Annotated in this window: 11 protein-coding genes; 9 read left to right on the top strand and 2 right to left on the bottom strand. The window is 50.9% G+C overall.

The annotated features are described in order from the left end of the window. Positions 1-52 precede the first annotated feature (52 nt). Positions 53-913 carry a pyridoxal kinase PdxY gene (gene pdxY / locus A6301_RS02995; RefSeq protein WP_107167584.1) on the top strand — a complete coding sequence of 287 codons (861 nt, stop codon included), beginning with the start codon at positions 53-55 and terminating at the stop codon, positions 911-913. Positions 914-967: 54 nt separating this feature from the next. Here pdxY and gstA read toward each other — a convergent pair whose 3' ends face one another. After that, positions 968-1576 carry a glutathione transferase GstA gene (gene gstA / locus A6301_RS02990; protein ID WP_107167583.1) on the bottom strand — a complete coding sequence of 203 codons (609 nt, stop codon included), beginning with the start codon at positions 1574-1576 and terminating at the stop codon, positions 968-970. Between the two features lie 890 nt (positions 1577-2466). Between gstA and A6301_RS02985 the strand changes: the two genes are divergently transcribed. The 3 genes from A6301_RS02985 (at position 2467) to A6301_RS02975 (ending at position 8565) form a co-directional block, all read left to right on the top strand. Further along, entirely contained in the window at positions 2467-3750 is a 1284-nt protein-coding gene (locus A6301_RS02985) for a dicarboxylate/amino acid:cation symporter (RefSeq protein WP_234257077.1), read from the top strand. 297 nt (positions 3751-4047) lie between these two features. Beyond that, entirely contained in the window at positions 4048-6720 is a 2673-nt protein-coding gene (acnA, locus tag A6301_RS02980; RefSeq protein WP_234257076.1) for an aconitate hydratase AcnA, read from the top strand. 210 nt (positions 6721-6930) lie between these two features. After that, on the top strand, positions 6931-8565 hold the full coding sequence (locus tag A6301_RS02975; protein ID WP_234257075.1) for an ABC transporter substrate-binding protein: 1635 nt from the start codon (positions 6931-6933) through the stop codon (positions 8563-8565). A 105-nt stretch (positions 8566-8670) separates the two neighbouring features. On the opposite strand, the gene ribA is transcribed toward A6301_RS02975, so the two are convergent. Next, on the bottom strand, positions 8671-9264 hold the full coding sequence (gene ribA, locus A6301_RS02970) for a GTP cyclohydrolase II (RefSeq protein WP_107167579.1): 594 nt from the start codon (positions 9262-9264) through the stop codon (positions 8671-8673). Positions 9265-9543: 279 nt separating this feature from the next. Between ribA and pgpB the strand changes: the two genes are divergently transcribed. The 5 genes from pgpB to A6301_RS02945 all read left to right on the top strand — a co-directional run bounded on the left by pgpB (position 9544) and on the right by A6301_RS02945 (position 14937). After that, the gene (gene pgpB, locus A6301_RS02965; protein ID WP_234257074.1) at positions 9544-10320 is read left to right on the top strand and encodes a phosphatidylglycerophosphatase B; all 777 of its coding nucleotides are present in this window, start codon (positions 9544-9546) and stop codon (positions 10318-10320) included. A gap of 346 nt (positions 10321-10666) precedes the next feature. Then, complete coding sequence (locus A6301_RS02960; protein WP_005972510.1) at positions 10667-11608, top strand: D-ribose ABC transporter substrate-binding protein; 942 nt, start codon at positions 10667-10669, stop codon at positions 11606-11608. Between the two features lie 44 nt (positions 11609-11652). Beyond that, positions 11653-12285 carry a DUF2291 family protein gene (locus tag A6301_RS02955; protein ID WP_234257073.1) on the top strand — a complete coding sequence of 211 codons (633 nt, stop codon included), beginning with the start codon at positions 11653-11655 and terminating at the stop codon, positions 12283-12285. After that, positions 12285-13838, top strand: a complete 1554-nt coding sequence (locus tag A6301_RS02950) for a sugar ABC transporter ATP-binding protein (protein WP_234257072.1) — start codon at positions 12285-12287, stop codon at positions 13836-13838. The genes A6301_RS02955 and A6301_RS02950 overlap by 1 nt, the downstream gene beginning before the upstream one ends. A 1-nt stretch (position 13839) precedes the next feature. Beyond that, positions 13840-14937: an ABC transporter permease gene (locus A6301_RS02945; protein WP_205542695.1), complete on the top strand. Its 1098-nt coding sequence runs from the start codon at positions 13840-13842 to the stop codon at positions 14935-14937. The last annotated feature ends 76 nt before the right edge of the window (positions 14938-15013 follow it).

Raw genomic sequence — 15013 nt, 5'->3', positions numbered from 1 at the left:
CTTCTGGTAAGTTGAGGCGCATAGGCGCTGGCAAGGGTTTGAGTCATATCTAATGAAAAATATACTTTCCATCCAATCACACGTCGTTTTTGGTCATGCGGGCAATAGCGCGGCAGAGTTTCCGATGCGTCGGATGGGCGCAAACGTTTGGCCATTGAATACGGTACAGTTTTCGAACCATACCCAATATGGCCACTGGACGGGGTGTGTGATGCCTGCCAGCCACTTGACTGAAGTGGTACAGGGTATTGCGAATATCGACAAACTGAAAACGTGTAATGCGGTGTTGAGTGGCTATATCGGCTCTGCTGAGCAAGGTGAACATATTCTGGATATTGTTCGGCAGGTAAAAGCCGCTAATCCTGAGGCGTTGTACTTCTGTGACCCCGTGATGGGCACGCCGGAGAAAGGCTGTATTGTTGCTCCCGGCGTATCTGGTTTTCACTGTCAGCAGTCGCTACTCGCGGCTGACATTATCGCGCCGAATCTGCCTGAGCTGGAACTGCTTGGTGGCCGTACCGTGCATAACGTGACGGAAGCCGTGGAGACCGCCCGTGCACTGTGTGAAAAAGGGCCAAAAATCGTTCTGGTGAAGCACCTTAGCCGAGCGGCAAGCCGTGAAGACAGTTTCGAAATGCTGCTGGTCACGCCGACGGATGCCTGGCACATTAGCCGCCCGCTGGTGGAGTTTGAACGCCAGCCTGTTGGCGTGGGCGATTTGACCAGTGGATTGCTGCTGGTGAATTTGCTGAAGGGAGTCGCGTTGGATAAAGCGTTGGAGCACACAACGGCGGCAGTGTACGAAGTTATGCTGGTGACGAAAGAGATGAATGAGTACGAACTGCAATTGGTTGCTGCTCAGGATGGTATCGCCAATCCGCGCCATCATTTCCAGGCCGTTCGTCTGTCGTGAAACGAATCACGCCCCGAAACTCGGGGCGTGATTGCATGTTATTCTTTCAACCTTTCAACCTTTCAACCTTTCAACCTTTAGCGCGGTAGCGACGGAAGGTCGCTCGGCAATATGGTCGAGATAGGCGGCCAGCGCAGGGTAGCGGAACATATCCAACTTTAACGACTGTGCCCAGCGCATTACGGTAAACAGATAGGCATCGGCGATACTGAAGCGGTTGGCGACCAGATAATTTTGTTCACTCAGCACCAGATTGATATAACGGAATTTGACCTGCAAATACTCAGTCAATAGTTCTTTATACGTTTCCGGCGTGCCGGGGCGGAAAATCGGCGTAAACGTTTTATGCAATTCAGCAGAAATGTAATTCAGCCATTCAATCGTATGGTAGCGTGCCATACTCCCGGTGGGGGCGATAAGGTTACAGTGTGGAACCAGATCGGCGATGTATTCAGCAATAGCGACGCCTTCAGTTAGGATCGAGCCGTCATCGAGTTCTAACGCTGGCACCATTCCCTTTGGATTGATGGACATATAGTCGATACCACGCTCTGTTTTTTTCGTGCGTAGATTGACCTTCTCCAGTTTGAACTCCAATTTGGATTCGAGCAAAACGATGTGCGTAAAAAGAGAACTGCTTTCAGCCTTGTAAAACAGTTTCATGAAGACCCCTTTCTATTATTATTTTTCCACCAACACATGCGCTGATGATTGTTGAATGACGACATGTCGTTTTTTTACAACAAAACGTAACGATAGAGTGTGAGGCTTCTTCCAAAATACTCCTTATGTATGACTGCCGTATGAGACTTGGGCGATTTTGACGGAGTAAAGGCAAATTATCATGCCATCCTCGGGCGACGTTGTGGGTTTGAGCATCCCATGCAGAGAACAATGTCACATGTAATACATACAACAGATGGTGGTACGGATCGCTCACTGGCCACCAGAGACGATGCAGGTGGAAGAGACGATAGTGCGGGTAAAATGACTAAATAAAGCGTTCCGTCTGCTTTTGGGAGCAAATTTTGTTAAATCAACTATGTGAATGATGTTTTTCACCGAGAGAGTAATCGAAGTTAATTAATTATTACTAAATTTATTGATAAGAAAAATTTCATTAGTGACAGGTTTCGTATTTTTCATGATAGCGTCAATTTAAGTTATTTCTCCATCGCTAGCGTCTAATTAATATTTTTGGAAATAGGAAAGGGTATGGATGGTTGTCTTTTTTGTTTTATGTCGACTGAATTACCCCTTTATTTTTTCATGTGTAACAAATGAGGGGTAGCTATGCGCAACGATTCTCTTAGCGAACACATAATATTAATTACCTACGACATTTCCAATTATACGTCACATGTCGTTAAAACATTCCCCAGCAGTGCTGGAAAAATAAACGCTCTCATCGAGTAGAGATGAGCATTATACCAACACACAGATAATACGACAAAGATCGGATAAACCGTACGTTGCGTGCAATTGTGTGTCAGGCGGTTCACTGTTGCTAATAATGTGTATTGCCTGAATTTACTCATTACCATGAGGTTACTATGAAAAAAAACCGGTTATTATTTTTTATAGCCTTGGCTATTGTTTTAGGAATTATTGTTGGCGGAGCTTGCCACGCTTTATTGACTGCGCAGGAAGCCAAAGAGGTGGTGTCCTATTTTAATTTAGTGACAGATGTTTTTCTTCGTCTGATAAAAATGATCATTGCGCCATTGGTATTTGCAACGCTGGTCTCTGGTCTGGCTAGCATGGGGAACTCTTCTTCCGTCGGCCGAATAGGGCTGAAAGCCATGTTGTGGTTTATTTGCTCTTCACTGGTTTCTCTTTTTATTGGCATGTTGTTGGCAAATATTTTTGAGCCAGGCGTAGGAATGAATCTTGAAATACCCAGTGCATCGGTACAGGTAGATGCGGGCGTGAGCACGGGCGGGTTTACACTGAAAAGCTTTATTGCCCATATATTTCCACGCAGCATCGTCGAAGCAATGGCGAATAACGAAATATTACAGATCCTGGTGTTCTCCATGTTTTTCGGTTCGGCACTGGCCTTTGTGAAAGGCCAAAATAAGCATGCCGTCACGATGGAGTCGATGATAGAAGAACTGGCGAAAGTGATGTTTCGGGTGACGGATTATGTCATGCGTTTAGCGCCTTTGGCGGTATTTTCCTCATTAGCATCTTCTATTACGACCGAAGGTCTGGGGCTGCTCTTTGACTTTGGCAAAGTTATTGGTGAGTTCTATATTGGGTTGGCGCTGCTATGGGGGTTAATGTTCGGTGCTGGTGCGCTGTTCCTCGGGAAGAAAGCAACCTGGGGGCTGATCAAATTGCTACGTGAGCCCAGTATGCTGGCGTTTGCTACCGCAAGTAGCGAAGCGGCCTATCCGAAAACAATGGAGGCGCTGAGCGAGTTCGGCGTTCCTAAGAAAATCACCAGTTTCGTACTCCCGTTGGGGTATTCCTTTAACCTTGTCGGCTCGATGATCTATCAGGCTTTTGCGATTCTGTTTATCGCACAGGCCTACAACATCCACCTAAGTTTGACGCAACAGATGCTGATTCTGCTGACGCTGATGATCACAAGTAAAGGCATGGCAGGCGTCGCTCGCGCAGCGGTGGTGGTAGTGGCAGCCACGCTGCCGATGTTCGGCTTACCCGAAGCGGGTATCTTGCTGATTATTGGTATCGATCAGTTCCTGGATATGGGCCGCACGGCGACCAATGTGATTGGCAACGGCATGGCGACAGCGGTTGTTGCCAAACTAGAACAAAACCATGACCATTCCGACGAAGAGGCCTCTGTGATGGCAACCGGAAATGTTTAAATTCGCGTCAGATTAATGTGCTGAGATAGGCGGCCTTCGGGCCGTTCTTCTTTATATTGCCTTTCGTAGCCTTCACCCGTTGCCGCTGTTGTTTTCCATCCATTCTCGTTTCCATGTGTATTTATTCCGATGCGCTTCTTTTCAATAGCTAACGGCTATCGTTGCGTTTATATCGCCTTGTTGCAAAAACGTTATTTTTTGTTTGTGTTATCTTTAAATAAGACCGCAAGCTCAGGCTGGTTATTCAGTAATCGCCCGATGCAGAAGAACGAATAGCAAGTTAATTTGGGAGGAAGCATGTCATCACACCTTCGCGACACTTGTCTGGACACACTGACGGTACAACAGCAGATTTACCATTACTACAGCCTATCGAAGGCGACGAAAACGCTGGGTAATATCGATAAATTACCGAAGTCACTCAAGGTCTTGCTGGAAAATTTATTACGTCATCAGGACGGTGACACCGTAGAGCAGGACGATCTTCAGGCCGTGGTGGACTGGCTGAAAACCGGTCACGTCGATCGGGAAATTGCCTATCGTCCTGCGCGTGTATTGATGCAGGACTTTACCGGCGTGCCTGCCGTGGTCGACCTGGCCGCGATGCGCGCTGCGGTGAAAAGGCTGGGCGGCGATGTGAATAAGGTTAACCCGTTGTCGCCAGTCGATTTGGTTATCGATCACTCGGTTACGGTTGACCACTTTGGCGATCGTCAGGCGCTAACGGATAACACACAATTGGAAATGGCGCGTAACCGTGAACGTTATGAGTTTTTGCGCTGGGGGCAGAATGCTTTTAGCCATTTCAGCGTCGTACCACCGGGAACTGGGATTTGCCATCAGGTGAATCTGGAGTATCTCGCCAAGGCCATCTGGTACGAAAAGCAGGGCGACAAGCAGTTCGCCTACCCTGATACATTGGTAGGGACCGATTCGCACACCACCATGATTAACGGCTTAGGCGTACTCGGTTGGGGTGTCGGCGGGATAGAAGCCGAGGCAGCGATGCTGGGGCAGCCTGTTTCGATGCTGATCCCCGATGTCGTTGGTGTGAAATTAAGCGGAAAAATGCGCGAAGGGATTACCGCCACCGATCTGGTTCTGACGGTCACGCAGATGTTGCGTAAACACGGTGTGGTCGGCAAGTTTGTGGAATTTTACGGTGATGGATTGGATTCGCTGCCGCTGGCGGATCGCGCAACCATCGCCAACATGGCACCGGAATATGGTGCGACCTGTGGCTTCTTTCCTATCGATAACATCACGTTGGACTACATGCGGTTGACCAACCGTGCGGAAGAACAGATTGCGCTGGTGGAAGCCTACAGTAAGCTGCAAGGGCTGTGGCGTCATACCGGGGATGAACCGGTATTTACCAGCCAGCTCGCGCTGGATTTAGCAACGGTAGAAACCAGTCTGGCGGGGCCGAAGCGTCCGCAGGATCGTGTCCCTTTAGCGGGCGTGCCGGAAGCGTTCAACGCCAGCCGGGAACTGGATGTCAGCACGGTGAAGAATCGCTCTGACTATGAAGAATTCACGTTGGAAGGCGAAACGCACCGCTTACAGCAGGGGGCGGTCGTGATTGCAGCGATCACCTCCTGCACCAATACCTCTAACCCGAGCGTGCTGATGACGGCCGGGTTACTGGCAAAAAATGCGGTAGAGCGCGGTCTGAAAACCAAGCCGTGGGTCAAAACCTCGCTGGCACCGGGCTCACGGGTTGTCACGGATTACTATGCGAAAGCGGGATTGACGCCGTATCTCGATGAATTGGGATTTAATCTAGTGGGCTACGGCTGTACCACCTGTATTGGTAACTCTGGCCCGCTGCCGGATGCGATTGAAGCCGCGATAAAAGCAGGTGACCTGACGGTCGGCGCGGTGTTGTCTGGTAACCGTAACTTTGAAGGCCGTATTCATCCGCTGGTGAAGACAAACTGGCTGGCTTCACCGCCGCTGGTGGTCGCGTATGCGCTGGCGGGAAATATGAATGTCGATCTGACGCAAGAACCATTGGGGGAAGATCGTGATGGCAAAGCGGTCTATCTGAAAGATATCTGGCCTTCGACGAAAGCGGTGGCAGATGCGGTACTGAACGTCAGTGCTGGTATGTTTCACCAACAATATGCGGCGGTGTTTGAAGGAACGCAGGAGTGGCAGGACATTGAGGTCGACAACAATCCGACCTATCAATGGCCGCAAGAGTCGACCTATATTCGTCAAACGCCTTTCTTTCTTGATATGGAGAAAGAACCAGAACCGGTTCAGGATATCCACAACGCGCGCATTCTGGCGATGCTGGGAGACTCGGTCACAACCGACCATATCTCTCCGGCGGGTAATATCAAACGCGATAGTCCGGCAGGGAAATACTTGCTGGAGCGCGGCGTCGAAACCACAGAGTTTAACTCTTATGGTTCAAGGCGCGGTAACCATGAAGTGATGATGCGCGGCACCTTTGCCAACATCCGTATCCGTAATGAGATGGTGCCGGGTAAAGAGGGCGGCTATACCCGCCATATTCCGTCGCAGAATGAGATGACGATCTATGACGCGGCGATGCGCTACAAGGACGACACTATCCCGCTGGCGCTGTTTGCCGGTAAAGAGTACGGCTCCGGTTCTAGCCGCGACTGGGCAGCAAAAGGCCCTCGTTTGTTGGGCGTCCGCGTGGTGATCGCCGAATCGTTCGAGCGTATCCACCGCTCTAATCTGATTGGAATGGGGATTCTGCCGCTGGAGTTTCCTGATGGCGTGACGCGTAAAACGCTGCAATTAACCGGGGATGAACAAATCTCGATCACGGGATTAAATCAGCTGACACCGGGTGCCACCGTTGAGGTAAACATCACGGGTGCGGATGGCAATACGCGGACGATCAAGACCCGCTGCCGCATTGACACTCGTAATGAGCTGACCTATTACCAGCATGACGGCATCCTGCATTACGTTATCCGCAATATGTTGTAACGCAACCTCCGCTTAGTCTTGCCGCGCGGGTACATTGTTGGGTGTACCCGCGCATGTTTCTCCGCATTAAATCCTCGTATCCTCAGGCGAATTGTGGTTAGGTTATAGTGACGCTAACTCTATGTGGAATAAGTAAAAACTATTTCTCATACCTGCCCTTATGGCAACGCGGATACTGCTTAAATGATGACGGATATAACAGGAGGTTATATGAATGGTGTAATCAAAAAACGTTTTAAACACTCGGTGTTACTTCTTACTTTGTGTGCAACGGGGGCGATAACCTCGGTTTTTGCTGCTCAGGTTCCCGCTGGTGTGGTATTGGCGGACAAACAAGAGCTGGTACGAGGCAATGGTTCAGAGCCTGCCTCGTTGGACCCGCATAAGGTAGAAAGCAATGTTGAAGGGTATATCATCGGTGACTTCTTCGACAATTTGGTGCATGTGGGAGACAACGGCACGATACAGCCACGACTAGCTGAGCGGTGGGAGAATAAAGACAATACGGTATGGACCTTTCACCTGCGACCTGATGCCAAATGGTCTGATGGCTCACCGATTACTGCGGATGATGTGGTGTTTAGCTGGCGACGCCTTGGCGACCCTAAAACGCTGTCGCCTTATGGCAGCTATGTTTCCAGTATGTATGTGAAGAATGCGGCAGACATTATGGCGGGCAAGAAAGCGCCAGAATCACTGGGTATAAAAGCGCTGGATAGCCACACGGTTGAAATAACGCTGGAACACCCGATTTCGTATTTCCTGGAGATGTCGTCCTTCTATGTGATGGTTCCGTTACCGAAAGCGGTGATTGAAAAGCACCCTGAGAACTGGACGCAGGTCGCGAATTTCGTCAGCAGTGGCCCGTATACGCTAAACGAGTGGGTGGTGAACGAACGTATTGTTGGTAAACGTAATAGCCAGTATTGGGATGATGCGCATACCGTCATTAACAAAGTCACGTACCTGCCGATCAGCTCGCAAGCGGCGGAGTTAAATCGCTATAAATCCGGTGAAATTGATGTTACGAATATTTTGTCGCCAATTCAGTTCGCTTCGTTGAAAAAAGACTACCCGCAAGAAGTGAAAGTTTCGCCACTGATGAGCACCTATTTTTACCGTTTCAATATGCAAAAAGCACCGTTCAACGATCCACGTGTCCGGCGTGCGTTGGATCTGAGTTTGGATAAAAATATTATTGCGAACAACGTGCTGGGTATGGGGCAAACGCCTGCGTACAGTTTGATTCCTAAAAATGTCGGGGGCTTTCAGCGTAAAGAGCCAGAGTGGGCAGGCTGGACACAGCAGCAGCGCAATGCTGAGGCGAAAAAACTGTTGAAAGAAGCTGGCTTTGATGAAAAGAAACCGCTGAAATTCACCCTGCTTTACAACACATCAGAGTCACATTTGCGCATAGCGATTGCTGCAACGTCAATGTGGAAGAAGAATCTTGGTCTTGAAGTGACGCTGCAAAATCAGGAATGGAAAACCATGCTGGATACCGTGCGTACTGGCGACTTTGAAGTGGTCAGACACTCGTGGACGGGAGATTACAATGAAGCAAGTACCTTCCTGAATACGATGGAAACCAATGACAGCAGCAACAACGGTAAATACAGTAATGCCGAGTATGACGGGTTACTGAAAAAGGCGCTGACAGTGAAGGATAAGCAGGAAAAAGAGGCTATTTATCAACAAGCCTCGGATATCTTAGACAAAGATATGGCATTAATCCCTATCTATTACTATGTTCAGCCACAAATGGCGAAGACGTATATTGGTGGTTTCGCTCCGGATTATCGTGGCGATTACTACACGAAAGATATGTACGTCATCAAGCACTAGCCGAAATGAAATAGCCGACTAAAGTCGGCTATTTTTGGATGCAGGCTTTTCTAACGTAACGCTTTCTGGTGTAGAGCGCTTTCTCATACGATGCAGTAGAACGCGTTACTTCATGTCCAGCATGTGTCCCATTTTTGCCGCTTTGGTGGCCAAATAGTTCTCATTCTTCGGGTTGCGCCCGACGATTAATGGCACACGCTCGACGATGTTGATGCCTGCTTCGTTGAGAATTTTTACTTTCTGCGGATTATTCGTCAGCAGGCGAACTTCATCAACGCCCAGCAGCTTGAACATGTCAGCGCACAGCGTGAAGTCGCGCTCGTCGGCGGCAAACCCGAGTTGATGGTTGGCTTCCACCGTATCGGCTCCCAGATCCTGCAACGCATAAGCGCGGATTTTATTGAGCAGCCCAATGTTACGGCCTTCCTGACGGTGGTAAAGCAGCACGCCACGACCTTCTTCGGCGATGTGTCCCAAAGCGGCCTCCAACTGGAAACCACAGTCACAGCGCAGGCTAAACAAGGCATCTCCCGTCAGGCACTCGGAATGTACGCGGGCAAGTACGGGAACTGAACCGGAAATATCACCATAAACCAGCGCAAGGTGGTCATGGCCCGTGGCGATTTCTTCAAAACCCACCATCAGAAAATCGCCCCACGGAGTGGGTAATTTGGCTTCCGCCACCCGTTTTAGCTGCATACTTTTCTCCAAAAACGCGGTATCCAAAAAACGCTGTGTCCAAAAAACAAAAGTGCTGAGGCGAATCCTACTGCTGCCTATCGCGCTTGACCAGCAAAAAAGCCTGTCTAAGAACGTCACAAAAATTGAACTATAGCGTGACCTGACCTCAGTTTGGTTTCAACTTCGTTGACAGAACTGAGCGCTATTTTACGCCATACTGACAGTTCATGTCGGATTTTCTGATAGAATTGTGAAAGTTTTGTTGCAAAGCATCATGCTGAATTATGGGAAGAAATTATGTACGACATTGCCAAACGAACCACCATTGGCGCAGCGCTATTACTGATTATGCCACTGATTATCTGGATGAGCGGTTGGCAGTGGCAACCGGAATATGGTGGGGCTTGGTTGCGCGTACTCTTTTGGGTCACCGAGACAGTGACGTCACCGTGGGGAATTCTGACCAGCATTATCTTAAGCATCTGGTTTCTCTGGTGCCTGCGTTTTCGTCTGAAACCTGCACTCGGCCTGTTGGTTATTATGGCGATTACGGTGTTGGTTGGGCAGGGCATCAAATCGGTGATTAAAGAGTGGGTGCAGGAATCCCGGCCTTATGTTGTTTGGCTGGAGAGAAATTATCAGGTGGACGACAGCTATTTCTACTCGTTACCGCGTAAGGAACGTTCAGAACTGGTGAAAACGCAGTTGCAGGATCAAACGCAGATCCCACAATGGCTGCGCAGCCACTGGCAGTTTGAAACCGGCTTTGCTTTCCCCTCTGGGCACACCCTGTTTGCCGCAACCTGGGCTTTGTTGGCCGTTGGGTTACTGTGGGCGCGCCGACATTATAAAACCGTGGTGATCCTGATGCTCTGGGCCAGTGGCGTCATGGGCAGCCGCCTGGTGCTCGGCATGCATTGGCCGCAGGATCTGGTGGTGGCGACGTTAATCAGCTGGCTGCTGGTGGTGGTCGCAAGTTGGCTGGCACAGCGATGGTGCGGCCCGTTGTCGCTCCAGTATGAAGAAATCAAAGAACAGACAGAAGAGGATGCCGCTGAGAATAAATCCTCGTAGCCCTTGAGTTGTCGTTCCTGTAGTAGGTTGTACCCCGTAGATAATTTCCTGTAGCGCGTATTCTGCGGATGGCATCCGTCATCCGCTTTTTTATGACGAACTTCCTTGTCCGTCACCCTGTGAGCCATTGCTGACGCAACGTTAAAAATTTCTCCAGCAATTTTTTATCTCTCTCGTTTCTGTTTTTTTACCGTTTCTCACCATTACCGCCTCGTACAAAATGTAAACAATTTGTGAGCTGCTTCGCTATTCCTGTTTTTGCTGTTGGACAATTTTTCGGTTGGTTGTAAAACTTCATTTGAATGTTAATTCAATATTGAATATATATTCAAACAGGAGAATAACAATGAAACCTTACCGTCTGAAATCCTCCCTGCTGGCTATCATGTTCTCCCTGTCTGCTGGCACGTTCGCCGCAGATAACGGCTTGATCGCCATTATTACCCCTTCACACGACAACCCCTTCTTTAAAGCGGAAGCCGAAGGTGCCAGAACAAAAGCTGCCGAGCTAGGCTACACCACGCTGGTGGCCTCGCACGACGATGACGTTAGTAAGCAAAATCAACTGATTGAAACTGCCATTGCCCGCAAGGCGAAAGCCATCATTCTGGATAATGCCGGGGCTGATGCCACCATTGGACCACTGAAGAAAGCGAAAGCGGCGGGTATTCCCGCATTCCTGATCGACCGTGAAATCAATGAAACCGGCGTGGCCGTGGCGCAGATTGTTTCCAATAACTATCAGGGGGCGCAGCTCGGCGCGGAGAAATTTGTCGAACTGATGGGCCAGAAAGGCAAGTACGTCGAGTTGATTGGCCGCGAGTCAGACACCAATGCGCACGTCCGTTCGCAGGGTTACCACGATGTGATCGATCAATATAGCGACATGAAGCGCGTCGCCAGACAAACGGCGAACTGGAGCCAGACGGAAGCCTTTACCCGTATGGAAGCCATCTTGCAGGCAAACCCAGATATCACCGGCGTGATTTCCGGTAACGACACCATGGCGCTGGGGGCAGAAGCGGCGCTGAAAGCGGCGGGGCGTCACGACGTGATAGTGGTGGGCTTTGATGGCAGCGACTACGTGCGTGATTCCATTATCAATAAAGGCAACATCAAGGCCACGGTGCTGCAACCCGGCTGGCAGCAGGCGCAGATGGCGGTTGAACAGGCGGATTACTACCTGAAGAACGGCAAGGCACAGCACGATGAAAAACAGCTGATGGATTGCATTCTGATCGATGAGTCTAATGCGAACAAACTCAACACTTTTGCGTTGAAACCGTAATTGAGGCAGCGGGAGCGTTAGCTCCCGCAGGTAGAGGAGTCGTTATGTTGTTTGATGAACGATATCGCGCCAGCTGGATTGGGCTCTGTGCCTTGCTGCTGTCTGCCTGTACGGTGGTCGATCTGGATGAAAACGGTAAGCCGATCATTCCGGTCGATCCGACATCTACGCCGGGCTATAGCACCATGACGCCAGAGAATATCGCGACGGCGCTGTGGCAACCAACGTTGCTCCCTGCGGCGCAGCAGCAGGCGCTGTCCTGGGATGACGTGAAGAAAATGCAGGCAGCGCTGGAGGGAACGGCACGTAAAGCCGTCTACGCGCGGCTTCAGGGCACGGTCAGTGAGGTTGATCGGGAAAGCCGTGAAGGAAAATTGACGCTTGATGTAAAAGGTGACGCTGTCACGCTTCAGTTGGGGCCGATAGTCAAAGGCAATGCGATTCGTGATGCAGCAGGGTTTATTCGCTTTGATGATTTCAAGAATCAGGTGCAATTTGCCCAATTGGCGCGTGCGCTGAATAGCAAAGCCATCGCGTCATTGCCAGAACTGAATGCCAGTGTGCAAGGTAAAACCGCTAACGTGTTGACGGCGCTGGTGGTGACGAAGCAGGGTATCAGCGATGCGGTGCCGATGACGTTAAACCTGACCAGTACGAGCAATGGAGGGGCGCAATAATGGAAAAACCGGATGTCTCTCTACAACCCAATGCGGCTAACCGTCCCGAAATTGTGATGGCAACCCGAGGCATCACCATGCTGTTTCCCGGCACCAAGGCGCTGGATAACGTCGATTACAACGTGTATCGCGGCAAGGTCAACGTGATCATTGGCGAAAACGGAGCAGGCAAATCGACGCTGATGAAGATTCTGGCTGGTGTACAGCAGCCCACGTCCGGCCAGATTCTGCTAAATGGCGGCGTGGTGCACATAGCGGATACCCGCGATGCGGCGGCGAAAGGCATCGGCATGGTGCATCAGGAACTTAATCTGTCTGAAAACCTGAGCGTGGCGGAGAATATTTTCCTGGGGCGGGAACTGCAAAAGGGCGTTGCGCCTATCGATTATCTGGAACAGGAGCGGATTGCGGCGGAGTTGATGGCGCGTCTCGATCAGGCTATTTCGCCGCGTACCGAAGTCGCTAGCCTGAAAGTCGGCCAGCAGCAGCTAGTAGAAATTGCCAAGGCGCTGGCGGATCAGGCCGACATTCTGATTCTCGACGAACCGACCTCCGCGCTGAGTAAAACCGAAGTGGAGATTCTGTTTCGCGTGATCCGCGAACTGACCCGCCAGAATGTATCCATCATCTACATTTCGCACCGGCTAGAAGAACTGATGGCGATTGGCGATTACATCACCATCCTGCGTGACGGTTGTTTTCAGGCGGAAGCGGCGGTCAGCGACATCGATGTACCGTGGATCGTGCGGGAAATGCTCGGCGGTGACCCTGTCACCAGTTTCCTGCATCCGGGCAGAACGTTCGGTGCGCCGATATTGGAAGCGGAACACCTTACCTGCCTCAATGATGCCGGGCATCAGGTGGTGAATGATGTCTCGCTGATGGTGCGCGAAGGGGAAATCGTCGGGGTTTATGGATTGATGGGGGCGGGGCGCACAGAGCTTTTTGAGTGTTTGCTGGGTATTCAGAATGATTATCTGGGCAAGATTTATCTGGATAGCAAACCGGTTAATCCGCGTCTTTCTACTGCGCAACGCATTCGTATGGGGATGAGTCTGGTGCCGGAAGATCGCAAAAAAACCGGCATCTTTCCGCTCTCGTCGGTGGCTTCTAATCTCACTATCGCCAGCCTGTGGCGACGACTGAAATACGGCATGGCGATCTTCCAGCGACAGGAGCAAGAAGTGGTAGCCAGCACGATTGGGCAGCTAGCCATCAAGGTGTCTTCACCCGAGGTGGAAATTCAGGCGCTCAGCGGTGGCAATCAGCAAAAAGTGGTCATTGGCCGCTCGCTGCTGACTAGCCCTAAGGTGCTGTTGCTGGATGAACCGACGCGGGGCATCGATGTGGGAGCTAAGGCCGATGTGTTTGAAATGATGGTCGGGCTCTCCGAGCAGGGGATCGGTGTGCTGTTTTCTACCTCGGATCTGAAAGAGATTATGGCGGTATCGGACCGTATTTTGGTGATGTCGAATGGCAAACTGACGGCGAATATTGTGCGTCAGTCGGCCAGCGAGTCGGCATTGGTTTCGGCAAGTGCACAAGGGTTCTGACATGAAAACGACTCACCTTCCGGCGGCGTCAGGTGCGCTATCCCCGGGTAAGTTTGTACGCTCACGAGAGAGCATTCTGCTGTTGATCCTCAGGCTGCGCACGTTCATCGCGCTGTTCCTGATTCTGGGGTTCTTTGCCTTCACGGTGCCCGGATTTTTGGCGACAGGCAGCCTGATCATTATGGTGAAGCACATTGCCATCAATGCGTTTCTGGCACTGGGCATCACGTTTGTCATCATCACCGCCGGGATTGACCTGTCAATCGGTGCCACGTTAGGGCTGTGCGGCATGGTGGCGGGCTACATGATTACTCAGGGCATTGTGCTGCCTATGTTTGGTATCGCAATTTTCCCCAGCGTGTGGGTCATCGTGCCCGTCGTGTTGGTGATCGGCGCGCTCATCGGTGCCATCAACGGCTGGATTATCACGCGGTATAACGTTGCGCCCTTTATCTGCACGCTCGGAACGATGTACATCGTGCGTGGGGCATCGATGCTGATTTCCGGTGGGGAAACGTTCCCCGGCTTAGGTGGTAATCCACAGTTGGGGAATACCGGTTTTGAGCTGATTGGCTCCGGCACGATCCTAGGGCTCCCGCTGGCTATCTGGCTGATGCTGGTATTGGCATTGGTGATTGCCTATGTGGCGCGACGTCTGCCGTTTGGCCGCCATGTCTACGCGATTGGCGACAATGAGCGTGCCGCTGAACTTTCGGGTGTCAAAGTGCGTCAGGTCAAAGTCTGGGTTTACACCATTTCCGGTTTCTGTGCGGCTATCGCGGGCATCGTGGTGTCCTCTCAGTTGGTCGCCAGCCACCCAGCGACGGGTACCGCTTTTGAAATGAACGCGATTGCTGCTGTGGTGCTCGGCGGAACGTCATTGGCGGGAGGACGTGGCACCATTCTGGGTACGCTGATAGGGGCGTTTGTCATCGGGATTCTTGCTGACGGGCTGGTCATGATGGGCGTGAGTGAATTCTGGCAGATGGTGATTAAAGGCATCGTCATTATTGTGGCGGTGATTATCGACCAGATGCAGAACCGTATGCAGCACAAGGCCGCGATTGTGTCGCAGAAGGCCGTGGCGGAAGGCGCTTAGTTAGGCGTAGAGGCATTTATGTATAGATAGCATTTTAATGTAGATCGCACGGGGCGTTGGGTTGTGGCGGGAGCGA

Source organism: Pectobacterium sp. IFB5596, assembly GCF_021432585.1.
Lineage (GTDB): Bacteria > Pseudomonadota > Gammaproteobacteria > Enterobacterales > Enterobacteriaceae > Pectobacterium > Pectobacterium punjabense.
Note: the sequence above shows the minus strand (reverse complement) of the source record. Positions and strands in the feature narration are given on the sequence as shown.

What these genes read in the sequence shown, in the direction of transcription:
- pdxY (WP_107167584.1), top strand. Translation starts at nt 53, where the DNA reads ATGAAAAATATACTTTCCATCCAATCACACGTCGTTTTTGGTCATGCG.
- gstA (WP_107167583.1), bottom strand. Translation starts at nt 1,576, where the DNA reads ATGAAACTGTTTTACAAGGCTGAAAGCAGTTCTCTTTTTACGCACATC.
- A6301_RS02985 (WP_234257077.1), top strand. Translation starts at nt 2,467, where the DNA reads ATGAAAAAAAACCGGTTATTATTTTTTATAGCCTTGGCTATTGTTTTA.
- acnA (WP_234257076.1), top strand. Translation starts at nt 4,048, where the DNA reads ATGTCATCACACCTTCGCGACACTTGTCTGGACACACTGACGGTACAA.
- A6301_RS02975 (WP_234257075.1), top strand. Translation starts at nt 6,931, where the DNA reads ATGAATGGTGTAATCAAAAAACGTTTTAAACACTCGGTGTTACTTCTT.
- ribA (WP_107167579.1), bottom strand. Translation starts at nt 9,264, where the DNA reads ATGCAGCTAAAACGGGTGGCGGAAGCCAAATTACCCACTCCGTGGGGC.
- pgpB (WP_234257074.1), top strand. Translation starts at nt 9,544, where the DNA reads ATGTACGACATTGCCAAACGAACCACCATTGGCGCAGCGCTATTACTG.
- A6301_RS02960 (WP_005972510.1), top strand. Translation starts at nt 10,667, where the DNA reads ATGAAACCTTACCGTCTGAAATCCTCCCTGCTGGCTATCATGTTCTCC.
- A6301_RS02955 (WP_234257073.1), top strand. Translation starts at nt 11,653, where the DNA reads ATGTTGTTTGATGAACGATATCGCGCCAGCTGGATTGGGCTCTGTGCC.
- A6301_RS02950 (WP_234257072.1), top strand. Translation starts at nt 12,285, where the DNA reads ATGGAAAAACCGGATGTCTCTCTACAACCCAATGCGGCTAACCGTCCC.
- A6301_RS02945 (WP_205542695.1), top strand. Translation starts at nt 13,840, where the DNA reads ATGAAAACGACTCACCTTCCGGCGGCGTCAGGTGCGCTATCCCCGGGT.